This window comes from Natrinema salsiterrestre (genome assembly GCF_029502005.1).
Lineage (GTDB): Archaea > Halobacteriota > Halobacteria > Halobacteriales > Natrialbaceae > Natrinema > Natrinema salsiterrestre.
The window spans coordinates 323,318-349,030 of sequence record NZ_JAMQOT010000003.1; the positions used below are offsets into that span (position 1 = coordinate 323,318).

A 25,713-nucleotide genomic window follows, 5' to 3' on the forward strand; every position below is an offset into this window, starting at 1 on the left:
TATATATTTACGGACGGGGCACGGAGGCCTATTCGAGACGCAATGACCCGAACCGAAGAATACCGCGTGACCGACTTCGACTGCCCGACGTGTGCGAGCAACGTCGAACGATCGCTTTCGAAAACTGACGGCGTCGAGCGCGTCGAAGTCCATTACACGACCGGACGCGTCGAAATCGAGTACGACGAGGGCACCGTCGATCCCGACGTCTTCGAACGGACGATCTCGAACCAGGGGTATACGCCCCGGGAACGGTGACGGCCAGTGAATCTCAACCGGTACTTCCGGAAACACCGACAGCCGGTCATCGTCGCCGCCAGCGGCCTGCTCCTCGCGGGTGGCTGGAGCCTCGGCTACGCCCGCGACCTCGATCAGGCAAGCGCGGTCCTCGTGATCCTCGCGGCGGTCGTCGGCGGGTACGACGTCGCGAAGAAGGCCTCCTATACGCTACGCAGCGGCACCGTCGGCATCAACACACTCGTCACCCTGGCCGCGATCGGCGCGATCGTCATCGGCGAGTACTGGGAGGCCGGCGCCGTCGTCTTCCTGTTCGCGCTCGGGAACTACCTCGAGGCGCGGACGATGAGCAAGACTCGAAGCGCGCTCCGGGAGCTCCTCGAGATGACACCGGACACGGCGATCGTTCGCCGGAACGGGGAAGCCCTCGAGGTACCGGCTCGCGAGGTCGATCCGGGCGAGACCGTGATCGTCAAGCCCGGCGCGAAGGTCCCCGTCGACGGCGAGGTCGCCGACGGCGAGAGTGCGATCGATCAGGCCCCCGTCACCGGCGAAAGCGCGCCCGTCCACAAATCGACCGGCGACGAGGTTTACGCCGGGACGATCAATCGGGAGGGCGCACTCGAGGTCGTCGCCACCGACACCGGCTCGGACACGACGCTCGAGCGGATCGTCCGCCGGGTCGAGGAGGCCCAGGAGGCGAAAGCGCCGACGGAGACGATCATCGAGCGCTTCGCGAAATACTACACGCCCGCGATCGTCGTGCTGGCGGTCGGGACGTACGCGAGTACCGGGAACGCCATCGTGTCGCTGACGCTGCTCGTCATCGGCTGTCCCGGGGCGCTCGTCATCGGCCCGCCGGTCAGCATCGTCAGCGCCATCGGCAACGCCGCGCGCTCGGGCGTGCTCATGAAAGGCGGTGAGCACCTCGAGACGGCCGGCAAGATCGACCTCGTCGCGTTCGACAAGACCGGGACCCTGACGAGAGGCGAGACGACCGTCTCGCACGTCGAGGGGTTCGGTACCGCCGACGACGAGGTGCTCCGCTACGCGGCTATCGCGGAGAAGAAGAGCGAACACCACCTCGCAGACGCCGTTCTCGAGGCTGCCGGGGCGGGTGACGGAGCCGGTACTGCCCACGCCACTGACGGCGGTGAGTCGACCGGCACGAGACGTCCCTCGTCGGAGCACCGCACCGACGGCGGCGCGGTCGTCGAACGGCCGACGATTCCCGATCCCGACGAGTTCGAAGTCGTCGCCGGGAAGGGCGTCGTCGCCCGGGACGACGGCCGTCGGATCCTCGTCGGCAACCGCGCGCTCCTCGAAAACCATGATATCGACGTTCCGACCCGGATCACCGACCGCCTTCGCGAACGCGAGGCGTCCGGTGAGACCGCGGTTCACGTCGTTCTCGACGGGAAGGTCGTCGGTATCGTTTCGCTCCGGGACGAACTCCGTCCCGCCGCGGCCGGCGTCGTGGCGGCACTGAACGACGCCGGCGTCCGCACGGTGATGCTGACCGGCGACAACGAGCGAACGGCACGCAGCGTCGCCGAAACAGTCGATATTGACGACTACCGGGCGGCACTACTGCCCGATGAGAAACAGGACGCCATCCGGTCGTTTCAAGACGAGGGCCGCGTCGTGGCGATGGTCGGCGACGGCATCAACGACGCGCCCTCGCTGGCGACCGCCGACGTCGGCATCGCGATGGGTGCCGCCGGAACCGACACCGCGATCGAGACGGCGGACATGGCGCTGATGGCGGACGACCTGGAACGCATTCCCTATGCCGTGACGCTCAGCAAGGCGACCCGCTGGAACGTCTTCGAGAACGTCGCCGTCGCCGTGGCGACGGTCGCCCTGCTGCTGGCCGGCGTCTTCGCGGGCTACGTCCACATGGCGGGCGGCATGCTCGTCCACATCGGAAGCGTGCTACTGGTCATCCTCAACGGGATGCGGCTGCTGCGGCACTGACGACGCCCACTGCGATCACACGTCCGACAATGACTCAATCCACCCACGAAACCGACCGAACGAACTGGACCGTCGACTACACCGACGTCGAGCCGATCCGACTGCGAGACCCCGTTGCAGAAGCGCTCGCCGTCCTCCAGCCCGGCGACCCGTTCGTCGTCACGTACAGGGACGTCGTCAAAATAGCCGGCCACTCCTGTCCCACGGCGGCCGGTGCGTACCGAATCGCTCAGGATGGGCTCGAAGCACTCTATCCGGACGAACTCCCCGTCCGCGGCGAGGTCGCCGTGCTCGCGGGCGGGCCGCGAACCGATCCGAGTTACGGCGTCACGTCGCGACTGATCTCGTACGTGACGGGTGCCGCCGGCGAGGACGGATTCGGCGGTCTGGCCGGAGGCCACGGCGGCCGAACGGACCTGCTGCGGTTCGGGGCCATCGGCACGGCGGGCATCACGTACGAGTTCACGCGAACCGATACGGACGAGACGGTCCGCGTCACGTACGACACCTCGAAGATTCCGGACGCCGGACCGGCCACGCGACACCTCCCGTCGCTGATCGACGGCGAGGCGACCGCGGACGAACGCGCGGCCTTCGCCGAGGCCTGGCACGGCCGGGTCGAGCGGATCTTGCGCGGTGACGGGTTCGTCACGGTCGACGGATCTACGAAGCGGAGCGCCGACGGATAACCGTCGTCGACCCGTCGGTCCCGTCCGGACTCACACGGTCAGTCCAATACAATTATACCCGACCCACGATGAGTAGGCGAAGCGTATGGAAGAGCGAACGAGGGCCTACCTCCGCGGGAGATTTCGGGACTACTATCGGCGGACTGAGCTCACGCCGCCGCCCGCGGCAAACGAACGCGAGTGGGGATTCATCCCCTGGACCGAGGGACCAGACACGACGATGGTCCGCCACCGTTCGCTGCTCGAGCTGGGCGATCTCTCGGAGTTCCTCGTCCGAAAGCGCCCGCGACACGTCTACTTCTCCGCGGGGCGCTTTCGCGACCCCGGCGCGAGCTCGATGAACGAGAAGGACTGGCAGTCCGCGGATCTCGTCTTCGACCTCGACGCCGACCACCTCCCGAGCGTCACGCTCGGCGAGGACAGCTACGGGGAGATGCTCGCGAAGTGTAAGGACGCCCTCTTCCGGCTGCTCGACTTCCTCGCGGACGACTTCGCCTTCGAAGACCTCGAGATCGTCTTCTCGGGCGGCCGCGGCTATCACGTCCACGTCCGCGACGAGAACGTCCTGCACTTAGAGCGGGAGCACCGCCGCGAGATCGTCGACTACGTCCGCGGCATCGGCCTCGAGTTCGACGACCTGATCGAGACCGAGACCGTCGCCGGGCTCGGACGGAAGACCCCGACGCAACGTCGCACGCTACAGATCGAAGGCGGCTGGGGCGCTCGGACGCACGACCACTTCATGGGGTTCGTCGACGAGTTGCTCGAACTGGAGGAAGACGCCGCCCTCGAGCGCCTCCAGGCGTTCGACGGCATCGGCGAGGGGAAAGCGACGGCGACCCTCAACGCGGCCCGCAACAACCGCGAGGAGCTCGAGGCGGGCAACGTCACCGTCCACACTGCGATCGCGCAACTCGCGGAACGGTTCGCGAGCACGGCCGTCGAGCGGGACAACGCGCCGATCGACGAACCGGTCACGACGGACACGAACCGACTGATTCGGCTCCCGGGCAGTCTGCACGGCGGGAGCGGGTTGAAAACGGTCCGCCTCGAGCGCGACGAGATCGCGGACTTCGACCCCCTGATCGACGCCGTCCCGGAGACCTTCGTCGGCCACGAGATTACCGTCGACGTGAGCGACGGCGGCGAGGTCGAGCTGAACGGAGATGCGTTTTCGGTGTCCGAGGGCGTCCAATCGCTTCCCGAGTACGTCGCCGTGTTCCTGATGGCACGCGGTCGAGCCGAGAAAGAAAAGGAGTGATCGGTATCGAGACCGAGGGACCGGTTACCGTCCGATAGTCGTCGGCTCGTCGGGCTGACCGATGCCCGAGAGTGAGCGACCGTCGCGCCGACGACGATATGTTTACAACCCCGGAGACTGTTCACTCCGGTCAGGAGTTCCGCCGACCGTCCCGCCGGAACGGGGAGTGAGCAAAGCAATGAATCTAGACGAACTGCGTTCGGTCCAGAGCAAGGAGCGCCAGAAGGATAGCCTCCAGAACCTGCGCCCCTCGTTCTACCAGGAGGTCGGCGAGTACATCGCCGATCTCGAGGACGAACGCGACCGCGTGGCCGAGCAGGCCGAGGACCCCTTTTCCGAACCCGAGGTCGGGCAGCTGACCGACGAGATCGAGACCGCCAAGGACGTGGTCGAAGCGATCTACGAGCGCCGGATGGGGAAACTCGTCAAGCAGGCCAGCCTCGCCGCGGCCGGCATGCCGGCCAACGACGAAGGCCTCACCGCCGAAGAGTCCGACCTCTTCGACGACCTCGTCGACCGTATCGGATCGAACAAGAGCCGCGTGCTGGACGTACTCGAGGGCGTCACGGATCCGGACGCCGGGCCGGGTCCGAACACGGATTCGGCGGCCGGCTCCGATCCCGCCGCGGCCGAGACGCGCGGGGATCCCGAGTCGGTTCCCGGCCACCCATCAGCGGATACCACGGCTTCCGACGACCCGCCGCCGGCACCGCCCGAGGAGCCGTCACCGGGCGACCCTTCCTCGGCGGAGGCGGAACCGGACCCGGAGGACTCGAGCGGCGTCTCTCCAGCGGACGTCATGGGCGGCGACAAACCGTCGGTCGGCGCGACTGACGGGACCGGAACCGGCCGACCCGATGGGACCGAGCGACCGAGCGGGGACATCGACGAACCGTCTCCTCGGTCCGCGGACGGCGATGCCGTCGATGCTGCGGACCCGGCGCAACCGAGCTCCGACGGGTCGGACCGCGACGCCGACTCAGCAGTCTCGGACCCCGACGACGGTTCCGGACCCGACGAGCCACACGACTCGTCCGCCGACGTCGATCGCACGACCGTCAGAATCACCGCCGATATCGGCTCCATTCTCGGCGTCGACGATCGAGAGTACACCCTGTCGAGCGACGACGTGGTCACGCTGCCGGAAGCAAACGCCGCCCCGCTCCTCGAGCGGGAGGCCGCCGAACGGCTCGAGTGAGGCGATCGGGGTCTCGGTTTCGGCCCCGCGGACAGCTGTCGTGTGAAACCGTAACGCATACATTACCCGTCGCTAACTCGCATTCATGCTCGACGCCGGCGACGAGGCACCTGAGTTCGAACTGCAAAACCAACACGGCGAGACGGTCCGCCGCTCCGATTTCGACGGGCAGCGGCTCGTCGTCTACTTCTATCCCCGCGCCAACACGGACGGCTGTACGACCGAGGCCTGCGAGTTCAACGATGCACTCCCGGAACTCGACGAACTCGACGCCGCAGTCGTCGGCATCAGCGACGATCCCGTCGACGACATCGCCGACTTCGCGGCCGACTACGACCTCGAGTTCGATCTGCTCTCGGACGAGTTCGGCGAAGTCGCGACCCTGTACGAATCCTACGGCGAGAAACGCATGTTCGGGAACACTTTCGACGGCGTCTTCCGGAACACCTACGTCGTCGGCCCGGACGGACGGATCGAGGCGGTCTACGAAGGTGTTTCGCCCGAGGGCCACGCCGACGAGGTGCTCGCGGACCTCCAGCCGGCGGACATCGCCCACTGAGACGCGAGCCCGGACGAAGCAGATTCCTTCAGAAGTCACTTTTTGATACGTACGGATCGATCCGCGGTCTATCGACCGAGCGGACTCGCTTCTCCGCGACCGGCCCGTCTTCGAGTATCGACCGGTGGTACTCGAGTTCGAACCTGCCGGCGGGAAGACTACTACCGACGATACGCGAATCGTGCGGCGGTCGAAGAATAATGTGAACGGCGGGAGGCGGAACGCGAACGGCGGCAACGCCGGTCGTCGCCGGGGACAGCCCTTACTGGAAGGTCCGTCCGAGCTGTTCGTCCTGTCCGGGTTCGGCCTGCTGGAACTCGTCTTCGAGCTCCTCGTACTGCTCGCGGGTGTCGGGTGAGACGCTCGGGTTGACCTCGCCGAGCGCGTGTTCGAAGTGCTCGCGACTGATGCGAACGTTGCCGATGGTGTCGCCCATCTCCTCGGGGTCGACCGAGTTGATGAACTCGCGGCTGGCCGCCATCGACGCTTCGCGACAGACCGCCTCGATGTCGGCACCGACGTAGCCGTCCGTTTCGCCCGCGAGCCACTCGAGGTCGACCGACTCGGCCAGGGGCTTGTTGCGGGTGTGGACCTCGAAGATCGCCTTGCGCGCGTCCTCGTCGGGGACCGGCACGTGGACGTGGCGGTCGAGCCGGCCGGGACGGAGCAGGGCGCTGTCGATGAGGTCCGGTCGGTTGGTCGTGGCGATCACGACGACGTCCTCGAGCTCCTCGAGCCCGTCGAGCTCGGTCAGGAGCTGGGAGACGACGCGTTCGCCGACGCCGGAGTCACCCTGGCGCTGGCCGCGTTCGCCCGCGATCGAGTCGATCTCGTCGAAGAAGATCACGGTCGGTGCGTTCGACCGCGCCTTCTCGAAGACCTCGCGGACCCCCTTCTCGGACTCCCCGACGTACTTGTTCAGCAGCTCGGGGCCCTTGATCGAGATGAAGTTCGACTGGGCCTCGTTGGCGACGGCCTTGGCGAGCAGGGTCTTCCCCGTGCCCGGCGGGCCGTACATGAGGACGCCCTTGGCGGCCTGCATGTCCATCTGCTCGAACACCTCGGGGTAGTCCAGGGGCCACTGGATCGTCTCGCGGAGCTGCTCTTTGGTCTCGCCCAGGCCGCCGACGTCGTTCCAGGTGACGTCGGGGACTTCGACGAAGACCTCACGCATCGCGGAGGGCTGGATGCCCTTGAGCGCCTCCTTGAAGTCGCGTTCGGTGACTTCCAGCGAGTCGAGCACGTCGGCGTCGATCTCCTCGGACTCGAGGTCGAGTTCGGGGCGGATCCGGCGGAGCGCGTTCATCGCGCTCTCGCGGGCCAGCGACTCGAGGTCGGCACCGACGAAGCCGTGCGTGCTCTCGGAGTACTGATCGAGATCGATCCCCTCGTCGAGGGGCATCCCGCGGGTGTGGACCTGCAGGATCTCCTTGCGGCCCTCCTTGTCCGGAACGCCGATCTCGATCTCGCGGTCGAAGCGGCCGCCGCGCCGGAGCGCGGGGTCGATCGCGTCGACGCGGTTGGTCGCGGCGATGACCGTGACGCGGCCCCGTTCCTCGAGGCCGTCCATCAGCGAGAGGAGCTGTGCGACGACGCGTCGTTCCACGTCACCGCCGGCTTCCTCGCGCTTGGCCGCGATGGAGTCGAGCTCGTCGATGAAGATGATCGAGGGCGCGTTCTCCTCGGCTTCTTCGAAGACTTCGCGGAGCTGCTCCTCGGACTCGCCGTAGTACTTCGACATGATCTCCGGCCCGGAGATCGTCTCGAAGTGGGCGTCGATCTCGTTGGCGACGGCCTTGGCCATCAGGGTCTTCCCCGTGCCCGGCGGGCCGTGCAGGAGGACGCCCTTCGGCGGCTCGATCCCGAGCTGCTGGAACAGTTCGGGGTGGCGCATCGGCAGCTCGATCATCTCTCGGACCTGGTCGAGTTCCTCGTCGAGACCGCCGATGTCCTCGTAAGCGACGTTCGGGACGCCCTCCGCGGAGGTGCCGCCGCCGGATTCGACCTGTTCGGCGGGCGTCTCCGAAATTTCGATGCTCGTCGAGTCCGTGATGACGACGGTGCCCGACGGCGAGGTACCCGCGATCTTCAGCGGGACGGACTGGCCGGAGCTGGCCATGGGCCCGAAGGAGAGCGAGAACGGGACCGTCTGGCCCTCCGTGACCGCCTGTCCGCTCAGCTTGTCCCGCACGAGCGGGCCGATGTCGCCGCGGATGCGCAGGTTCTGGGGAAGCGCCACGGTGACCGAGTTGGCGGGTTTGACGTCGGCGGGTTCGATGGACACGTTGTCGTCGATCCCGACGTCGGCCTCCTGTCGCAGGCGGCCGTCGATGCGGACGATTCCGCGTCCTTCGTCTTCGGGGTAGCCGGGCCAGACGCGGGCGACGGCCTGATTGTCGCCCTTGCCCTTGATGACGATGTAGTCCCCGTTCTCGAGGTCGAGTTCGTTCATGGAGACGCGGTCGATCGCGGCCAGTCCGCGGCCCGCGTCCTTCTGTTTGAGTGGTTTGACAGTGAGTTTCATAGTTCCTCCTCCAGTTCGATAGTGAGAACCCCGTTTTTCATAAACGTGTGCGCGTTCTCGATATCGTCTGGGAGTTCGATTTCGTACTGGTCGTCGGCGAGGACGACGATAACCGTGTCGTCGACGACGTCGACAGACGCATCGGCCTCTTCGGTACCGAAGTCGACAGCCATCACCGTGCTGTCGTCGTATTCGTACCGTCGGGCCACTTGCCCCTCTTCGGGGGAGAATTGTTCGAGAGTCATGCTTCAACTAACCCAAAGTTAGCGCCGACACTATATAAATCTTTCGTCGATATACCGCATGAAGGCAGCATATCGGTGGAGAGTTGATTGTTCGTAGTTCACAGTAGAATCACCGCGACTACCCGTCCGAGACGGTACCGCGATAATGGGCCGGGACGGATATATTCCCGTTGGTGGCGTTTCCCGGCCCCGGCCGAATCGAGTCTTTATCACCGTTCCGGTCGTGTCGTTCGACATGGTAACGGTATCACATCACGGCCGGGAAACGGCGTACGAGGTCGTCGATCGAGGTCACGACGGACCGCCGATCTGCTGTATTCACGGGAGCGGTGGGTCACGCGACGTCTGGGAGGGACAGCGAGCGCTCGCGGATCAGGCACCGATCGTTCCGATCGATCTCAGCGGCCACGGTGACTCCGACGATATCGATGCGAGCGCCGGCTACTCGGCGTTGTCCGCGTACGCCGACGACGTCCTGGCCGTCGTCGAGGAAACGGACTCGGAGGTCCTCATCGGAAGTTCCCTCGGCGGTGCCGTCGTTCTCCAGATCCTCCTCGAGCGCGAGTACGATCCCGAAGCGGTCGTCCTGACGGGGTCCGGTGCCCGGCTCGGCGTGCTCGAGGACCTGCTGACGTGGCTCAAGTCGGACTTCGAACAGGCGCTCGAGTTCCTCCACGGACCGGACCGGCTCTTCCACGACTCCGACCCGGGCCAGCGAGAGCGATCGATGGAACGGATGCGCGAGTGCGGACAGGCGGTCACGCGCCGGGATTTTCTGACCTGCCACGAGTTCGACGTCCGCGACCGCGTCGCCGAGATCGAGACTCCCGCGCTCGCGGTGTACGGAGAACACGACCAGTTGACGCCGCCGTGGTTCCACGAGTATCTGGCCGAGGAGATCGACGGCGGCAGACTGGCCGAAATCGAAGACGCCGCACACCTGGCGATGGTCGAACGCCCGGCTGCGTTCAACGATGTCGTCGACGAATTTCTCGCGGAAGTCGATAGCGAACGAAGCCGAGACTGGTACTAAGAAACCGAGAGGAGGGGAGCGTCGGAGCCGGGGTCTCCGGACGTCGGTGCTACCGATGTTGCTCGAGCGGAACGAACGAATCCGTGGTGGCAGTGATCCACTGGGTCGACATCACGTCCTCGTCGATCTCTTTCGGAAACATCGTACAGACGGCCACGTCCTCCTGCTCGACGGTGACGTGTTGTAACCGCGACGACCGATCGGCAGCCCAGCCCCGCTCACCGGGCGTGTGGCTCGAAGAGTTTGAAATGGTTTGATCCTCCGCGCTGTGTCTCGAGACACGCTCGCACGACATATAAATACTGTCTCCATATACAGCCTCCATCTGTATGTGGTAATATACACCTATTACGCTCGACGGGCTGACAGTCGTCGCGAACGCGAGTCCGTGTGGCGCTCGCCAGTCGATCCGAAACGCCGCGGTGACGTTGTCAGCCCGGGCCCAACCACCGGCCGCTCAATAGATGTCCTCGAGTTCGCCCTCTTCGTGGCTGTGTTCCTCGGCGGGGAACTCCCCGGACTCGACTGCAGACACGTACTCCCCGATGGCGGATTCCATCTCCCGACGAACGTTCCCGAACTGCTTCGAGAACGAGGGCGACCACTCGCTGAGCCCGACCGCGTCGTCGACCACGAGCACCTGTCCGTCACAGTCCGGGCCGGCACCGATCCCGATCGTCGGAATATCCAGCGCCGCCGTCACGTCGGCCGCGAGGTTCGAGGGCACGTGCTCGAGGACGAGCGAGAACGCTCCGGCGTCCGCGTGCGCCCGGGCCAGCTCGAGGATGCGTTCCGCGGCCGCCTGTTCCGTCCCCTGTCGCGGGTAGCCGCCGTACTGGTTGACGTGCTGGGGCGTCAGCCCGAGGTGGGCCATCACTGGAATCCCGAGTTCGACCAGTTTTTCGGTGAGGTCGACGGTGTGCGGACCGCACTCGAGTTTGACCGCGTGGGCGTCCTCCTCTTTGAGCATCCGTCCGGCGTTCTCGAGGCTGGCCGCTTCGTCGACGCCGATCGAGAGGAACGGCATGTCGGCGACGACGAGCGCGTCGTCGGTCGCACGCGCGACCGCCCCGGTGTGACGGGCCATATCGTCGACGGTCACCGGGAGCGTGTTCTCGTGGCCCAGACTGGTGTTCCCGAGGCTGTCGCCGACGAGAATGATGTCGACGCCGGCCTCGTCCACGATCGACGCCGTGGGCGCATCGTAGGCCGTCAGCATCGTAATCGGTTCCTCGCCCGCGTTTGCCCTGATGTCCCGCACGGTAGGCATACGCACAGATTGGTGTCCCGCGATTAAACGTCGTTGTTTTTCTGATAGCTCTCGTCACGCGTTCACGGACGAGCCGGCGTATTTAAGAGGACCCGGTAGTCATACCCATCTGTGCCCGAACGCGTCGACACGACCACTCCCGACGGGGTCGATTACGGCTGGGTGATGCAGACGACGTTCGTCGCTACCATCCTCGTCGGCGCACCGCTCGTCGCCGCGCTGTCGGCGACCGCGACCCTCCCCACGTGGGCCGACCGCGTCGAGTTCGCGATCCGGGTCGGTGCCCCCGTCTGGTTGGTCACGTCGCTCGTGGTTTTCGCGTACGCCAGACGCAAGCAGACGTAGCGACGCGACGCCGCGAGCGATGACCCGAGTTCACACGCCCGACGGCCCGTCGCCGACGTACTCGAAGTCGACGCCCGCCCGTTCCGCCGTCCGCTGATCGCGCGCCGAATCACCGATAAACAGCGCCCGCTCCGGGTCGACCTCGAGCGCTCGGATCGTCGCGAGCAGCGGCTCCGGATCGGGCTTCCACGTTTCGACCGTATCGCGGCCGACGACGGCGCCGACCGCGGCCGCCAGCGCGTGTTCCTCGAGCGCGATCCGGCAGGCCCGCTCGCAGTTCAGCGAACAGACGCCCGCCGGCAGCGACCGCTCGAGCAGTTCGTCCGCGTGGGCGAGCCGATCCGAGGTCCGCGCGCCGTCGTGCTCGTGGCTGGCGATGGCCGCTTCCACCTCGGCGGCGAGCCCGACGTCGGCCGCGGCCTCGAGCATGTCCCAGAGGCCGTCGCTCGGCGGTTCGACGTTCGCGTCGTCGTACACCGCGCGGACGTCGATGGCAACCGCATTCCAGTCGACGTCGAGATCGACGAGCGTTCCGTCCAGGTCGTAGACGACGGCATCGTACTCCGTCACTGTCGGTGATACGACCGACAGGGGAATAGGGACTTCGGTCGGAGCGAACCGCGAGGTCGATCGACCGCTCTCACTCGAGCAACTCCCGCGCGATGACCGTCTTCTGGATCTCCGTCGTCCCCTCGTAGATCTCGGTGATCTTGGCGTCGCGGTAGAGGCGTTCGACCTCGCCCTCCGTGACGTAGCCGTAGCCCCCGTGGATCTGGACGGCCTCGTTGGTCGCGAACATCGCCGCCTCGCTCGCGAAGTACTTCGCCATGCTGGCCTCGAGCGCCGCATCGCCGGCCGCCCGCTTTCGGGCGGCGTCCCGCGTCAGCAATCGCGCGGCTCGCGTCCTGGTCGCCATCTCGGCGAGTTTGTGCCGGATCGTCTGGATGTCCGAGATGGGGCCGCCGAACTGCTCGCGCTCCCGGCTGTAGGCCGTCGCCTCGTCGAGGGCACACCGTGCGAGGCCGACCGACTGGGCGGCGATGGCGATCCGGCCGCCGGTGAGGATGTGGAACGCGGCCGAGAGGCCTTTTCCTTCCTCTGTCAGTCGATTTTCGGCCGGAATCCGAACGTCGTCGAACGTCAGGCTCGTCGTGTCGCTGGCGCGCAAGCCGAGTTTGTCCTCTTTCTCGCCGACGGTCAGCCCGTCGACGTCGCCGGGGACGAGAAACTGCGTGACCGACGACGGATCGTCGCGGTCGGTCTTCGCGAAGAGGACGTAGACGCCGGCGCGCCGACCGTTCGTGATCCACTGTTTCTCGCCGTCGATGACGTACTCGTCCCCGTCCCGCCTCGCCACCGTCGACATCTCCGCGGGATTCGAGCCGGCGTGGGGCTCGGAGAGCGCGAAGGCGCCGACCGGACGACCCTCGGCCATCTCGGGCAGCCATCGTTCCCGCTGGTTCTCGCTACCGAACTCGGCGATACAGGAGGTCGCGAGCGAGTGGACCGACAGGGCCGTCGCTACGGCCAACATCCCGTAGGCGACTTCTTCGTTGACCACGGCAGCCGTGACCGGATGCGCGTCGTAACCGCCGTACTCCTCGGGAACCGTCAGCCCGGTCAGGTCCAGCTCGGCGAGCCCGTCCCAGACGTCTTCCGGGAACGCCTGCGTCTCGTCCGCCTCGAGCGCGGTCGGCCTGATCTCTTCGCCGGCGAACTCCCGGACGACGTCGCGAACCGCGGCCTGCTCCTCGGTGAGCTCCATGGCGGCCATTCGACGGCCGTGGCAAAAATCTCCGTGTCTCACTCGCGGGTCGGCGGGCGGCCCTCAGATCCCCTCGAGATCCAGCCCTCGGAGCAGCTCGCGCATCTCCGCGGCGGAGTCGTCGTCTTTGCGCCGAAGCGGGCTCCGGAGCGGCCCGGCGTCGAACTCGCGCATCCGGAGCGCGGTCTTGACGCCCGACATGTACGCACCGCCGGTTTTGAACGCGTTGCGAACCCGGAAGATGTCGCTCTGGAGCTCGCGCGCTCGGTCCTCCTCGCCCGCGTCGTAGGCCGCATAACAGTCGACGACGAGCTCCGGGAAGGCGTTCGCGACGGCGCTGACCGCCCCCGAACAGCCGATCTCGAGCCCGGTGAAGACCAGGGAGTCCGACCCCGCGAGGAAAGTCAGGTCGGGGTGGGCGTCGATCGCCCGGGCGAGCCAGGGGACGTCCTTGCTCGAGTCCTTGACCCCCGCGACGGCGTCGATCGCCGCGAGGTCGGCGAGGGTCTCGAGGGACAGTTCGTTGCCGGTCTTGCTCGGAATGTGGTAGATATAGACCGGCAGGGAGACGGCCTCGGCCACCCGACGATAGTGCTCGAGGGCCCCCTGGTGGTCCAGAGGATAGTAGTACGGTGTCACGACGACGATGCCGTCTGCGCCGACCGACTCGACGTGCTCGGCGCGGGCGATCGTCCGATGCGTACTGGGTGCGCCGACGCCGGCGATGACCGGCACCTCGTCACCGACTTCGTCGACGACCGCTTCGACCACCCGGTCGCGTTCCTCGCCCGATAACAGCGGGAACTCGCCGTTGGTTCCCAGCGGGAACACGCCGTGAGCGCCGCGGTCGACGACGAAGCGTGCGTGAGCGGCCGTCGTCTCGTAATCGACCGACTCGTCCTCGTGATACGCGGTGACCGTCGGCGGGACGACGCCGTGGAGCGACAGCGGATCGCCAGCGCCGGGATCGTGGTACGCCATGGCCGAGCGTCCACCGAGTACGTGCAAAAAACGACCGCCGTCTGTCTAACCCCGTCGCGTCCAACCGATCTCGCCGGCGGTACGATCGAGCCTCAATCGGGCGTCGCCATCTCGCTTTCCGGCTCGTCCAGTTGCTCGCCCGCGAGGACGCGGTTCGCCCGGCGGAGGCGCTCGGAGAGCGCCTGATGGGAGATGTCGAGTTCGTTCGCGAGTTCCTCGAGCGAGATCTCCCTGGGGACGTCGTAGTAGCCCTGCCGGTAGGCCTCGGCGATGGCCTCTTGCTGGGGTTCGGTCAGCGCTGCGGTCGTCTCGAGCTCCTCGTCCTGACCGGCCTCGACCATTCGTTTGACGTCGATCCGGACGCCGCGGTCTTCGATGTCGGACACGGCGCTCGAAAGCTCCTCGCGGTGCGGAAAGAGGAGCCGGAGCGTCCACTGGGCGTCGGTGATTCGGGCATCGAGAACCGTCCCATCGTGTCCGTAGACGCACCGACAGACGGAGCCGACCTCCTCGCTGTACTGCAGCCGGTAGAACAGTTCGCCGTTCGCCGTGTTTCCGAGCAGCTGCCGGAACTCGCCGACGGTCGGGTCCGCCTCGAGGGCGAGCTCGAGGTCCTCGCGGTCGACGTTCGAGAACCAGACGAGCGGTGCCGTTCGGCACGGCCCCTCCGCGACGACGCTTTCGACGCGGATCTCGAGGCCTGATAGTCGTTGGACGGTCTCTGCGAGTGCGAACTCGTCCGTCGAAATGGAGAGTGCTGCGATCGTCGTCATTGGTACTCACCTCGTAGCGCTGACTCGGGTCCGACCGGCGACCGACGTCGCCGTCGCGTGGTCCGGAGACTCGATGCGCCTCGGACGTCTCCGACGGATCTACTCGGTGGCGGTTCGAACGCTTCGCCGACGGCAGCTCCGTTGCGTCGATGACGACCACGCTCACCGGATCGTGCCGATAGAAAGCAGGACTCGAATACGGTTGATGAGCCGGCCTTTGTGTTCCGGGGGTTTAAGAGAACAGGTGTCCCCTGACGACGGTCAAAAATCGATGACGGAACGGAGATGCCGACGACGTCCGGCGACCAGTGATTACCCCAGACGGGCGAGTCGATTGAGCGCGTACACCGTCTGGAGCACGTCCGCGCTCTTGCCCCGATCGAAGACGAGCTCGTCGGTCTCGAGGACGTGTTCCAAGGTGTCTTGCGAGGCGTGTTCCGGCGCGGCTGCGATCCCGGCGTCGTTCTCGGCGACCCACTCCATGACGCGGAGATCGCTCTTGGAGTCGCCCATGACGAGCGCGAACGGGTCGTCGACGCCGAGCACGTCCAGCGCGCGTTCGACGCCGACGACCTTGTTCAACTCGAGGCTCCCGATCTCGGCCGCGTCGGCCTCGTAGTAGGCGACGTCGATCCGCTCGAGGACCGCCGCGAGGTCGTCGGGCACCGCCGCGGCGTCGAGGTCCGGATAGGCACCCTCTCCCTCGAGGACGGCCCTGATTTCCGGGTCCTGTCCGGCGTAGAACGCACGGGTCCAGGCGACGACGGTCTCGCCGGCCAGTTTCGTCTCGCCGTCGCCGTCGTCCCCCTCGAGCGTCGTCCCAACGGCGTCGGCGAGCAGATCGATGAGGTAGACCAGCGCCTCGTCGATGATTTCCCGGGCGTCCGCGGAGCCGGTCTCGTAGTTGGGCTTCATCGTGACGTTGAATTCGTTGCCCTGCAGGTGACAGCCCCGTCGCAGCTCCTCGGGGGCTTCGGGCAGGACGCGCGATCGGACGTCGTCGAAGACGGTCCGGATCGATTCCTCGAGGTCCTCGTAGAGCAGTTGCTTCGTGTCAGCGCCGTGGCCCGGCGTGAACACGCCCGTCCCCGCCTCGTAGACGATCGACAGGTCGCCGGAGTGGACGATCTCGCTGCCCAGTCCCTGGATCGCGAAGCCCTTGACGTTCTCCAGGGTCTGGCCGGTACAGATGACGATCGGCACGCCGGCGTCGTGGAACTCGGTCAACAGGTGCAGCGTGTCCCGGGGAATCTCGTTGTCGGTCCCGCCCGCGGAGCGCAGCGTCTCGTCGACGTCGAGGACGAGGACGTTCACCGCGCGCCCGTACTTCGCCTCGAGGTCGAGCGCGGTGAATGCCTGATCGCGGGTCGCCCGCGCGGCGATCTCCGCGAACGTTTCGCCGGCCGCGAACGACGACCGGATCTCGTCTTTGCGTTCCTCGAGTTCCTCGGTCGCGCCCTGCCAGTGGTCGAGGGCGACCCGCGAATCGACCGCGGGAAAGACGTCGACGAACTCCTGGTACTCCCGCAACGTCTTCGTGTCGTACTCGTCGTAGAGCCGGTAGATGAGGTCGTATCGTTCCATGTGAACTACAGGCAGTGGGAGGCGGATAACCGTTTCCAGTACCGCTCGGTTCGACACCTCGGTTTCCCCCGCTCGTGTCCCGGCGACGGTTCGATCATCGGATACTCAAGGTATTTACTCGATTAGGAATAAATATTTACCCTCACGGTTCCTACCGGGGAGCATGAAAGCCATCGCAGTTACGCCCGGGGCGGGTGTCCCCGAAATCGTCGAGCGGCCCGTTCCCGAGCCGTCGGCGGGCGAGGCGCTCGTTCGGATCTGCCGCGTGGGCGTCGACGGAACCGATTACGAGGTCATCGAGGGAAGCCACGGCGGCGTTCCCGAGGGCGAAGAGCAGTTGATCCTCGGCCACGAGGCCGTCGGTATCGTTGAGGACGCGAACGGGACCGACCTCGAGGAGGGCCAGTACGTCGTGCCGACGGTTCGACGGCTGCCCGCCGGCGTCGAGCGCAACGAGTACTTCGACAACGGTGAGCCGGATATGGCACCCGAGGGCGAGTACGTCGAACGCGGTATCGTCGGGGCCCACGGCTTCATGGCGGAGTACGTCACGAGCCCGGCCGACTGTCTCGTTCCGATCTCGGCGGATCTGGCCCCGCTGGGCTTCCTCGTCGAACCGATCAGTATCACCGAGAAAGCACTCGAGCACGCTCGCGCGACCCGCTCGGCGTTCGACTGGGAGGCCGAATCCGCGATCGTCCTCGGCAACGGCTCCCTGGGGCTGTTGACCGTCGCGATGTTCACCGAAACGCTGGAGTACGATCGGGTGTACTGTCTGGGCCGCCGGGATCGGCCCGATCCCTCCATCGACATCATCGAGCGACTCGGTGCGACCTACATCGACTCCCGGGAGACGCCGGTTCCCGAGATACCGACCGCCTACGAGGAGATGGACGTCGTCTACGAAGCGACGGGGTACGCGAAACACGCCTTCGAGTCGATCGAGGCGCTCGCACCCAACGGCGTCGCCGCCCTGCTCGGCGTCCCCGAGGACTGGGAGTTCGACGTCGACGGCGGCCGTCTCCACCGCGAACTCGTCCTCCACAACAAGGCTCTCGTCGGCAGCGTCAATTCGAACCGCAGGCACTTCGAGCGAGCGATCGACAAGCTCTCCGCGCTTCCCGAGTGGGCGCTCGAGGACCTCGTCAGCGGCGTCTACGGCCTCGAAGCGTTCGACCGAGCGTTCCCCGAAGCGACCGCGTCGGTCGCCGCGGGCGGACACGGGTCGGCAACCCCTGCGGATGACGACACGACTATAAAAACGGCGGTCGAATTCGAAGGCATATGAAAAACGTCGACGACCTCATCGAGAGCGCGGCCGAGCTCGCCTCCCGCGGCCTCTCGAAGGGCGAAATCGCGGACGAATTGAACGTCTCTCGAGAGACGGCGAGCTGGCTCGTCGAACGGAGCAGCACGAGCCCCCAGCAGACCGATCAGAGCCCCCCGAAGCCGGACGACGGCGGGGGCGGTCCGCAGGACATCCACGTCGACTGGTCCGCCATCGGCCGGGACAGCAAGCGGATGAGCGCCATCGCCGAGGCGATGGCCGACATGCTCGCCAAACACGGCGAGGACGTCGACCTGACGATCGGCATCGAGAAGGCCGGCGGCCCCATCGCGACCCTCGTCGCGAGCGAACTCGAGACCGATCTCGGGACCTACACCCCCGCGAAACACCAGTGGGAGGAAGGCGATATCGAGGAACTCGGCGGTACCTTCTCCCGGAACTTCGCCAGCATCCGCGATCGCGAGTGTTACATCGTCGACGACACCATCACCAGCGGTACCACCATGCGCGAGACGATCGAGGCGATCCGCGCCGAAGGCGGCAAACCGCTCGCCTGCATCGTCCTCGCGGACAAACAGGGCCTCGAGGAGCTCGAGGGCGTCCCCGTCTACTCGCTGTTGCAGGTCATCAGCGTCGGCAAAGACGAATAGCGACGTTTTCCGACGGCGGCTCCCCGTACGAACGCTGCCGGTCGGCCGATTTACCTGAATTGAGGCGAGAATGCCCCTTCCTCAAGGAGCGAGTATTGCGAGCGAGTAGGGAGGGGATGAATCGCCCCACGACAGTACAAGCCATTAAGTGAACACAGCTCTACTCAAGGAACAGCGATGGAGTACAGTCACCGCTATTCTGCATATCCGACACAACAGGTAGCGGCAGCACTGGACTCTCACATCGACATTCATCGCCAAGCGTACAACTACACTCTCTACGAATACGAGAACGTGGACGTCGACGACATCGGTTCCGCGTACAAACATCACTACCGACTCACCGACTGGAAAGACGAATATCCCATCTTCTCGGAAGTTAACTCCAAAGCACTGCAACGAACCGTCACTCGGTTCTACCAGAACCTCAACGGACTCTCTGAGCAGAAGCAAAACGGACGCGAGGTCGGGAAGCTCAAATGGAAGTCACCAACGGAGTTCCAGAGTATGACGTATTCGCAGTCTGGCTTCGAACTCAAAAACACGAGTGGCCGACGCGCGACGCTCTGGCTCTCTAAAATCGGCGACATCCCGATCCGCTACCACCGTGAAATCCCCGACGAAGCCGACATCAAAGAAGTCACCATCAAGAAGGAGACAACTGGCGACTGGTTCGTCTCCTTCGGGCTGGAAACCGACGAGGCCGACCTGACCGAGAAACCCGACGTGAACTCGCTCAATACGAGCAATAGCGTGGGTCTTGACCTTGGTATCCTCGACTACATTCACACCTCAGACGGTACAACTGTGGATTGGCTCGACCTCGAAGACGAGTACGACCGACTCCGCCACGAGCAACGCAAGCTCTCGCGGAAAGAGTACAGGTCGAACAACTACGAGAAGCAACGCCGAGAAGTGGCGACGGCCAAGCGACACATCCGTCGAAAGGTGCTGGACTACCAGCACAAACTCACGACGTGGCTCGTCCGCGAGTACGATGCTGTGTTCGTCGAGGACTTGGACGTGAAGGGGATGTTGGAGCAGTCACAGAACGCTCGAAACAAACAGGACGCCGCATGGCGTCAGTTCATCACGCTCCTCGAATACAAGGCAGACTTGTACGGCTGTCACGTCGTTCAGGTGGACGCAGCAGGGACGACGAAGGAGTGCGCGAAGTGTAATGTGGAGACGGCGAAACCCATCTGGGTTCGAGAACACTCGTGTCCGTCGTGTGGGTTCGAGTGCGATCGGGACGCGAACGCGGCGATGAACGTTCTCAAGCGCGGCTTTTCTGAACTAGGGCTGGGATGGCCCGAAGACACGCCTGTGGAGACTGCGCTCCCTACGGACACCCATTCGGTGTCTGCAAAGCGCGTCATCGAAACAGGAAGCCCCACCCTCAACGAAGCCGCACCAGCGGCTGAGTAGGGTGGGGTAGTTCACTCGAGGCCGTTCTCTCACCGCTCGAACGCCCAGTACCTGACTCCGGGGCCGTCCGAGAGCACGGTCGGTGTCGGTTCGGTATCTCGATGCGATAAAAAACGAGTCTGAAACGGCGCGGCGACGGTTAGCCGTGAATGCCCATCGCTTCGATCTGTTCCTGGTAGCGGTTCCGGATCGTCACTTCGGTCACCTGCGCGACGTCGGCGACTTCGCGCTGGGTCTTCTTCTCGTTGCAGAGCAGGGACGCAGCGTAGATCGCGGCCGCGGCGTACCCGGTCGGCGACTTCCCGGAGAGCAACCCTTCCTCGGCCGTCTTCTCGATGATCTCGTTGGCCTTGGTCTGGACCTCTTCGGACAGTTCGAGTTCGGAACAGAAGCGGGGGACGTACTTTTTCGGGTCGACGGGACGCATCTCGAGGCCGAGTTCCTGCGAGATGTATCGATACGTGCGACCGATCTCTTTGCGTTCGACGCGGGAGACTTCCGAGATTTCCTCGAGGCTTCGCGGGATTCCTTCCTTTCGACAGGCAGCGTACAGTGCGGACGTCGCGACGCCTTCGATCGAGCGGCCGCGGATGAGGTCTTCCTTGAGCGCGCGCCGGTAAATGACCGACGCGACCTCGCGGACCGAACGTGGGACACCGAGTGCAGAGGCCATCCGGTCGATCTCGCTGAGCGCGAACTGGAGATTACGCTCGCCGGCGTCTTTCGTGCGGATGCGTTCCTGCCACTTGCGCAGCCGGTGCATCTGGCTGCGCTTCTTCGAAGAAATCGAGCGTCCGTAGGCGTCTTTGTCCTTCCAGTCGATCGTCGTCGTCAGTCCCTTGTCGTGCATCGTCTGGGTCGTCGGCGCGCCGACGCGGGACTTCTCCTGTCGTTCCTGGTGGTTGAACGCCCGCCACTCCGGGCCAGGATCGATCTGTTCTTCCTCCACGACGAGCCCACAGTCTTCACAGATGAGCTCACCCCGGTCGGAGTCCTTAACGAGATTATCCGATTCACACTCGGGGCAGGCACGTACCCCCTCCTGATCCTCGGTCTCGTCCGTCTCGCGCGTTCGCTCCCGCTGGCGGGTGGACCGTGTCATCGCACTTTTATAGTAGTCTCACCATAGTATATAAATATTGGGTAGGTGTTTTGGAGAACTGCAACGGAACTCCCGAAAACAGCCGGTAGGCGGTTTGAAAGTGGAAGTTTACGATTCGGAATCGGAAGGATTTTATCCGGGACTGGCCGATCACCGAGACGAATGCCGGTTATCGAGTGCGACGTCGAGGCGGCTCGCGAACGACTCGAGGAGGCGGGTGTCGCCGTCGACTCCGGAAACACGGACCACGAACGCTGGCGGGCGAGCCGCGGCGGCGCGAGCGCGGTCGCCTACGACGACAAGGTCGTGATTCAGGGATCGGATCCCCGCGACATCGAGGCGTTGCTCCGGGAGGGAGGCGGCCGCGCCCACGTCTACTTCGACGGGGGCTCCCGCGGAAACCCCGGTCCGGCCGCGATCGGCTGGGTGGTCGTCACGGGCGACGGGATCGTCGCCGAAGGCGGCGAGACGATCGGCACGGCGACGAACAATCAGGCCGAGTACGAGGCGCTCATCACGGCGCTCGAGGCCGCTCGCGACTACGACTACGACGAAGTCCACGCCCGCGGCGACTCCGAACTCATCGTCAAACAGGTCCGCGGCGAGTACGACACCAACAATCCCGAACTCCGCGAGAAGCGCGTGACCGTCCGCGAGCTCCTGCGGGCCTTCGACGAGTGGACGCTCGAGCACGTGCCCCGCGAGGCGAACGAGCGCGCGGACGAGCTGGTCAACGAGGCGCTGGACCAGGCCTAGTACCGACCTGAACGGGAACCGACCGCCGAGACCGGATCGGCAAGGGCAAAACCGTTCGAACACGTACGATCGTCCATGACCGATCAGAACGCGATCGACGCCGAGGCCGAGGCCGACGCCGGAGACGGTGCCGAGGCCGAGACCGACGACACGGAACTCCCCAGAGACGTCGTCGACGAAATCGAACGCCTCACTCGGCTCGAGCGCTCCGCGGTCGACGACAACGAAATCGAGGCCTACGAGACCCGCCGCGACGAACTGCTCGACGAGCACGACTTCACCGCTCGCATCCGCGACGAGGACGGCGACGACGTGCTCGTGCTCCACCCCGAAGAGTGGCACGAGGACGGCGTCATCCGGACCGACCGCATCGAAGACATCGATCGCGCGGCCGAGATCTATCTCGAGGGGACCGAGGATCCGGACGACTGGGAAGCGGTCGACGAGCGGAATCGAGCACTCGTGGCGGACGTCAGGGAGGCCCACGGCGACGTCCACGGCGATAACGCGGCGCTGCTCGCCGACTTCGCGGGGAACCACTACGCGAAACCGATGGAGTCGCTGACGAGCGAGGAGCTAGCCGAGTTTCGCAGGGACTACGTCGTTCGGAACGCCTGGCCGTCGGAAAAACAACAGGAAGTTATCGCGGAGTCGGTTCGACTGGTCTTCGAGACGGCGGGAGAGCCGGTCCCGGAGAGCCAGTTCTAGTAGCTGTTTTCGACGATCTCGGTGATTTCGTCGGCGCGGTCGTCGCCCGTGACGACCTTCGAGAGGGTCCACTGGAGTCCGTCGAGGACGGCGTCGTAGCCGTCGTCGGTCAGCGAGTACTGGTTGGTTCGCTTGTCGAGTTCGCTCTTCTCGACCAGCCCCAGATCGACGAGCTCGTCGAGGTTGGGGTAGAGTCGGCCGTGGTTCACTTCGGTCCCGTAGTAGTCCTCGAGCTCCCGCTTGATCGCCAGTCCGTACATCGGCTCCTTGGCGAGGATGACGAGGATGTTGTTCTGGAACGCTGTGAGTTCGCGCGCAATACTTTCTTCGCCGGTGATTGATTGTGCCTCTGACATACCTGTGTAAATGTCACCAGACTATTTAAGACTTGTCAACTATTCCTTCGTATCAGCCGGTTAGACAGCCCGAAACCGGCCCCAGCGCCGCCGGACACCGGTGTCTGTGCCCGATTCGTGTCTGTCGATTATCTGGCAACCGTCACGTAGATAGTGACACTCGATTACGAAAGTACTTTTTGATCGACCGTGGATTCTCCGGTACATGGTCAACCTCTGGGAAGACCTCGAAACTGGACCGAATCCGCCGGAAGAGATCTATGCCGTCGTGGAATGTCTCAAGGGCGAGCGAAACAAGTACGAGTACGACAAGGACGTTCCGGGCGTCGTGCTGGACCGCGTCCTCCACAGCAACGTCCACTATCCGAGCGACTACGGGTTCATCCCGCAGTCGTACTACGACGACGAGGACCCCTTCGACGTGCTGGTCCTCGTCGAGGATCAGACGTTCCCCGGCTGCGTCATCGAAGCCCGTCCCGTCGCCCTGATGAAGATGGACGACGACGGCGAGCAGGACGACAAGGTCATCGCCGTTCCGTCAGAGGACCCCCGCTACGATCACATCGAGGACCTCGACGACATCCCCCAACAGGAACTCGACGAGATCGACGAGTTCTTCGCGACCTACAAGAACCTCGAGGAGGGCAAGGAAGTCGAGACGCAGGGCTGGGAGGACAGGCAGGCCGCCTACGACGCGATCGAGCACGCCCAGGACCTCTACGACGAGAACTTCTAGACGCGCACCGCGACTCGGTGCGCTCCGTTCTGTCGCTATCGTCCGATCCGATTCCCGAGAGTTATCCGCGTCCCGTCGGCAGATGCGTTATGAGCATGGGTAATTTTATCCCCGAGAGCGCCGTAGTCGTTCCCGTATGGCAGCATCCGATCACTCCCAGAAACCGTCATCCTCGGCCGACGACGCGGCCGAATCAGCCGTCGGTATGGCCCACCCCACGGTCGTCCCGACCAACTTCGATCCCGACGAGTCGACCGGTCGCGTCGAATAGCCGATCGACGGCTCCCGCCCGCACGTCCCGATCGTCGCCCGCCCTCTCTCCCGACGTCTGGCAGTCGCCGTAATTCGTCCCGGCGCTGGGCGGCCCGATAGACTGTCAACGTCACGCACGGCGTGTCAGCGATTCGCAAAACACTGTCTCGAAACGAACCTTCTTGTATGCGCTCGAACTACGTCCGTCCATGGGTCTGTTCGACCGATTACGGGGCGACGGCGATCCCCGGGTCGCGTTTATCGGGGTCGACGGCGTGCCGTATAGTCTCCTCTCGGAGAACGAGGAACTGTTTCCGAATTTCGCTGCGATCGCCGACGACGGGACCGCCGCGGAGATCTCGAGCATCGTCCCGCCGGAATCCAGCGCCTGCTGGCCGTCGCTGACGACCGGGATGAACCCCGGCGAGACCGGCGTCTACGGCTTTCAGGATCGCGAAGTCGGTTCCTACGATACCTACGTCCCGATGGGCCGAGAGGTCCAGGCCGAACGAGTCTGGGACCGCGTCCAGGAGAACGGCCGGAAGGCGACGGTGATGAACGTCCCCGTCACCTTTCCGCCCCAGCGCAACGTCCAGCGAATGGTCTCGGGCTTCCTCTCGCCCGGACTGGACAAGGCGGCGTATCCCGACGACGTTCGCGACTACCTCGAGACGCTCGACTACCGGATCGACGTCAATCCGAAGCTCGGCCACCAGGATGACAAGTCCGAGTTCATCGAGGACGCACACGCGACGATCGACGCGCGGTTCGAGGCCTTCCAGCACTACATCGAGGAAGACGACTGGGACCTGTTCTTCGGCGTCTTCATGACGACCGACCGGGTCAACCACTTCCTCTTCAGGGACTACGAGCGCGACGGCGAGAACAGGGAGGCGTTCGTCGAGTTCTACAAGAAGGTCGACGACTACATCGGCCGACTCCGGGAATCGCTCCCGGACGACGTCACCATGATCGTCGCCTCCGACCACGGCTTCACCAGCCTCGACTACGAGGTCCACTTCAACGAGTGGCTCCGAGAGGAAGGGTGGCTCTCCTTCCGCACCGACGACCCCGAGGAACTGAACGATATCGCAGACGATACGACGGCCTACTCGTTCATCCCCGGTCGCTTCTACATCAACCTCGAGGGCCGCGAACCGCGCGGCTCCGTCCCCGAAGACGAGTACGACGCGGTCCGTGACGAACTCAAGGCCGACCTCGAGGCGCTCGAGGGACCCAACGGCAACTCCGTCGTCGAGCGCGTCGTCGAGAAAGAGGAGGCGTTCCGCGGCGACCACGACGACATCGCGCCGGATCTGGTCGCGATTCCGACCAACGGCTTCGACCTCAAATCCGGGTTCAAGGGCGACTCGGAGATCTTCGACACGGGGCCGCGAAACGGGATGCACAGCTTCGACGATACGTCGCTGTACATCGACCACGCCGACGCGACGATCGACGACGCCGACCTGTTCGACATCACGCCGACGATCCTCGACCTGATGGACGTCGAATACAGTCGCGGCGACTTCGACGGTACGAGTCTGGTCTGAGCGGCGATCGATCTCGAGTCCCGGAAGCTATTCCTCTTCTGACAGCATGCGACGAGATATGAACGACGCGCTCGTCGTCGGCGGCTGCTTCGTCCTCGCACTCTCGCTCGCCGGCCTCACCGGCTTCCTCACCGCAAGTCCTGCGATACTCGGCGTGACGGCCGCCGGAACGGCGATCTATCTGGCCGTCGGAGTCGGACTCCCGCAGTACCTCCTGTCGCGGCGGAGCGGGTCGTCCATCCAGTTGGGGCTGGCCGCTCTCGGAGTCGTCGCCGGAGTCGGTGTGGCGGTCGCGGGCGTCGCGATCGGCTCTCCGCACGACGAGTCGAGCATCGGGCTCGTCGCGATCCTGTCGGTCGTCGTCCTCGGCAACCTCATCGGTGCGGGGCTTCGCGAGTTCCGAACCGGCTATCGATCCGCGTCATAGGGACCGCTCGTCTCTC

The 25,713-nt window shown here is 65.0% G+C and carries 28 protein-coding genes; 17 read left to right on the forward strand and 11 right to left on the reverse strand.

Annotated elements, in window-relative coordinates; all coding sequences use genetic code 11:
• Positions 1-42 precede the first annotated feature (42 nt).
• The 6 genes from NDI89_RS11120 to bcp all read left to right on the forward strand — a co-directional run bounded on the left by NDI89_RS11120 (position 43) and on the right by bcp (position 5,921).
• Complete coding sequence (locus NDI89_RS11120; protein WP_277521642.1) at positions 43-258, forward strand: heavy-metal-associated domain-containing protein; 216 nt, start codon at positions 43-45, stop codon at positions 256-258.
• A gap of 6 nt (positions 259-264) precedes the next feature.
• Complete coding sequence (locus NDI89_RS11125; RefSeq protein WP_277521643.1) at positions 265-2,214, forward strand: heavy metal translocating P-type ATPase; 1,950 nt, start codon at positions 265-267, stop codon at positions 2,212-2,214.
• Between the two features lie 29 nt (positions 2,215-2,243).
• Positions 2,244-2,903, forward strand: coding sequence for a hypothetical protein (locus NDI89_RS11130; protein ID WP_277521644.1), 660 nt, complete (start codon positions 2,244-2,246; stop codon positions 2,901-2,903).
• 85 nt (positions 2,904-2,988) lie between these two features.
• Positions 2,989-4,164: a DNA primase small subunit PriS gene (gene priS / locus NDI89_RS11135; RefSeq protein ID WP_277521645.1), complete on the forward strand. Its 1,176-nt coding sequence runs from the start codon at positions 2,989-2,991 to the stop codon at positions 4,162-4,164.
• A gap of 178 nt (positions 4,165-4,342) precedes the next feature.
• Positions 4,343-5,362 (forward strand): DNA replication complex subunit Gins51, encoded by a 1,020-nt coding sequence (locus NDI89_RS11140; RefSeq protein ID WP_277521646.1) that lies wholly within the window; start codon positions 4,343-4,345, stop codon positions 5,360-5,362.
• 85 nt (positions 5,363-5,447) lie between these two features.
• Entirely contained in the window at positions 5,448-5,921 is a 474-nt protein-coding gene (gene bcp, locus NDI89_RS11145) for a thioredoxin-dependent thiol peroxidase (protein WP_277521647.1), read from the forward strand.
• Between the two features lie 262 nt (positions 5,922-6,183).
• Here the strand turns inward: bcp and NDI89_RS11150 are convergent, their stop codons facing one another.
• Positions 6,184-8,445, reverse strand: a complete 2,262-nt coding sequence (locus NDI89_RS11150) for a CDC48 family AAA ATPase (protein WP_277521648.1) — start codon at positions 8,443-8,445, stop codon at positions 6,184-6,186.
• Positions 8,442-8,690, reverse strand: coding sequence for a DUF7127 family protein (locus NDI89_RS11155; protein ID WP_277521649.1), 249 nt, complete (start codon positions 8,688-8,690; stop codon positions 8,442-8,444). Before NDI89_RS11155 ends, NDI89_RS11150 begins: the two co-directional genes overlap by 4 nt.
• A gap of 235 nt (positions 8,691-8,925) precedes the next feature.
• Here NDI89_RS11155 and NDI89_RS11160 point away from each other — a divergent pair, with 235 nt between their 5' ends.
• On the forward strand, positions 8,926-9,723 hold the full coding sequence (locus NDI89_RS11160; protein ID WP_277521650.1) for an alpha/beta fold hydrolase: 798 nt from the start codon (positions 8,926-8,928) through the stop codon (positions 9,721-9,723).
• A gap of 49 nt (positions 9,724-9,772) precedes the next feature.
• On the opposite strand, the gene NDI89_RS11165 is transcribed toward NDI89_RS11160, so the two are convergent.
• Both NDI89_RS11165 and panB read right to left on the reverse strand, forming a co-directional pair.
• The gene (locus NDI89_RS11165) at positions 9,773-10,018 is read right to left on the reverse strand and encodes a DUF7511 domain-containing protein (RefSeq protein WP_277521651.1); all 246 of its coding nucleotides are present in this window, start codon (positions 10,016-10,018) and stop codon (positions 9,773-9,775) included.
• 162 nt (positions 10,019-10,180) lie between these two features.
• Positions 10,181-10,993 (reverse strand): 3-methyl-2-oxobutanoate hydroxymethyltransferase, encoded by an 813-nt coding sequence (panB, locus tag NDI89_RS11170; RefSeq protein WP_277521652.1) that lies wholly within the window; start codon positions 10,991-10,993, stop codon positions 10,181-10,183.
• Between the two features lie 111 nt (positions 10,994-11,104).
• Between panB and NDI89_RS11175 the strand changes: the two genes are divergently transcribed.
• Positions 11,105-11,338 carry a DUF5822 domain-containing protein gene (locus NDI89_RS11175; RefSeq protein ID WP_277521653.1) on the forward strand — a complete coding sequence of 78 codons (234 nt, stop codon included), beginning with the start codon at positions 11,105-11,107 and terminating at the stop codon, positions 11,336-11,338.
• A 30-nt stretch (positions 11,339-11,368) separates the two neighbouring features.
• Here NDI89_RS11175 and NDI89_RS11180 read toward each other — a convergent pair whose 3' ends face one another.
• The 5 genes from NDI89_RS11180 to NDI89_RS11200 form a co-directional block, all read right to left on the reverse strand.
• Complete coding sequence (locus NDI89_RS11180) at positions 11,369-11,908, reverse strand: HAD family hydrolase (RefSeq protein ID WP_277521654.1); 540 nt, start codon at positions 11,906-11,908, stop codon at positions 11,369-11,371.
• A gap of 70 nt (positions 11,909-11,978) precedes the next feature.
• The gene (locus tag NDI89_RS11185) at positions 11,979-13,103 is read right to left on the reverse strand and encodes an acyl-CoA dehydrogenase family protein (protein WP_277521655.1); all 1,125 of its coding nucleotides are present in this window, start codon (positions 13,101-13,103) and stop codon (positions 11,979-11,981) included.
• A 63-nt stretch (positions 13,104-13,166) separates the two neighbouring features.
• Positions 13,167-14,084, reverse strand: a complete 918-nt coding sequence (locus tag NDI89_RS11190; protein ID WP_277521656.1) for a dihydrodipicolinate synthase family protein — start codon at positions 14,082-14,084, stop codon at positions 13,167-13,169.
• Positions 14,085-14,176: 92 nt separating this feature from the next.
• Positions 14,177-14,857: a helix-turn-helix domain-containing protein gene (locus NDI89_RS11195; RefSeq protein ID WP_277521657.1), complete on the reverse strand. Its 681-nt coding sequence runs from the start codon at positions 14,855-14,857 to the stop codon at positions 14,177-14,179.
• 312 nt (positions 14,858-15,169) lie between these two features.
• A complete protein-coding gene (locus NDI89_RS11200) occupies positions 15,170-16,441 on the reverse strand; it encodes an HAD family hydrolase (protein ID WP_277521658.1) in 1,272 nt (423 codons plus the stop codon).
• Between the two features lie 163 nt (positions 16,442-16,604).
• Here NDI89_RS11200 and NDI89_RS11205 point away from each other — a divergent pair, with 163 nt between their 5' ends.
• From NDI89_RS11205 to NDI89_RS11215, 3 genes are all read left to right on the forward strand, one after another.
• The gene (locus tag NDI89_RS11205) at positions 16,605-17,729 is read left to right on the forward strand and encodes a glucose 1-dehydrogenase (protein WP_277521659.1); all 1,125 of its coding nucleotides are present in this window, start codon (positions 16,605-16,607) and stop codon (positions 17,727-17,729) included.
• A complete protein-coding gene (gfcR, locus tag NDI89_RS11210; RefSeq protein WP_277521660.1) occupies positions 17,726-18,379 on the forward strand; it encodes a transcriptional regulator GfcR in 654 nt (217 codons plus the stop codon). The genes NDI89_RS11205 and gfcR overlap by 4 nt, the downstream gene beginning before the upstream one ends.
• A gap of 177 nt (positions 18,380-18,556) precedes the next feature.
• Positions 18,557-19,807, forward strand: a complete 1,251-nt coding sequence (locus NDI89_RS11215; protein ID WP_277521661.1) for an RNA-guided endonuclease InsQ/TnpB family protein — start codon at positions 18,557-18,559, stop codon at positions 19,805-19,807.
• Between the two features lie 139 nt (positions 19,808-19,946).
• On the opposite strand, the gene NDI89_RS11220 is transcribed toward NDI89_RS11215, so the two are convergent.
• Positions 19,947-20,909: a transcription initiation factor IIB gene (locus NDI89_RS11220; protein WP_006184711.1), complete on the reverse strand. Its 963-nt coding sequence runs from the start codon at positions 20,907-20,909 to the stop codon at positions 19,947-19,949.
• A 162-nt stretch (positions 20,910-21,071) separates the two neighbouring features.
• Here NDI89_RS11220 and rnhA point away from each other — a divergent pair, with 162 nt between their 5' ends.
• Both rnhA and NDI89_RS11230 read left to right on the forward strand, forming a co-directional pair.
• Positions 21,072-21,665 (forward strand): ribonuclease HI, encoded by a 594-nt coding sequence (gene rnhA, locus NDI89_RS11225; RefSeq protein WP_277521662.1) that lies wholly within the window; start codon positions 21,072-21,074, stop codon positions 21,663-21,665.
• A gap of 75 nt (positions 21,666-21,740) precedes the next feature.
• Entirely contained in the window at positions 21,741-22,373 is a 633-nt protein-coding gene (locus tag NDI89_RS11230) for a DUF7108 family protein (RefSeq protein ID WP_277521663.1), read from the forward strand.
• Here the strand turns inward: NDI89_RS11230 and NDI89_RS11235 are convergent.
• Entirely contained in the window at positions 22,370-22,729 is a 360-nt protein-coding gene (locus NDI89_RS11235; RefSeq protein WP_226007149.1) for a PadR family transcriptional regulator, read from the reverse strand. The genes NDI89_RS11230 and NDI89_RS11235 overlap by 4 nt on opposite strands.
• A 205-nt stretch (positions 22,730-22,934) precedes the next feature.
• Between NDI89_RS11235 and NDI89_RS11240 the strand changes: the two genes are divergently transcribed.
• From NDI89_RS11240 to NDI89_RS11255, 4 genes are all read left to right on the forward strand, one after another.
• Positions 22,935-23,465, forward strand: coding sequence for an inorganic diphosphatase (locus NDI89_RS11240; protein ID WP_277521664.1), 531 nt, complete (start codon positions 22,935-22,937; stop codon positions 23,463-23,465).
• Positions 23,466-23,601: 136 nt separating this feature from the next.
• On the forward strand, positions 23,602-23,736 hold the full coding sequence (locus tag NDI89_RS11245) for a hypothetical protein (RefSeq protein WP_277521665.1): 135 nt from the start codon (positions 23,602-23,604) through the stop codon (positions 23,734-23,736).
• Between the two features lie 190 nt (positions 23,737-23,926).
• A complete protein-coding gene (locus tag NDI89_RS11250) occupies positions 23,927-25,270 on the forward strand; it encodes an alkaline phosphatase family protein (protein WP_277521666.1) in 1,344 nt (447 codons plus the stop codon).
• Positions 25,271-25,328: 58 nt separating this feature from the next.
• Positions 25,329-25,697 carry a hypothetical protein gene (locus NDI89_RS11255; RefSeq protein WP_277521667.1) on the forward strand — a complete coding sequence of 123 codons (369 nt, stop codon included), beginning with the start codon at positions 25,329-25,331 and terminating at the stop codon, positions 25,695-25,697.
• The last annotated feature ends 16 nt before the right edge of the window (positions 25,698-25,713 follow it).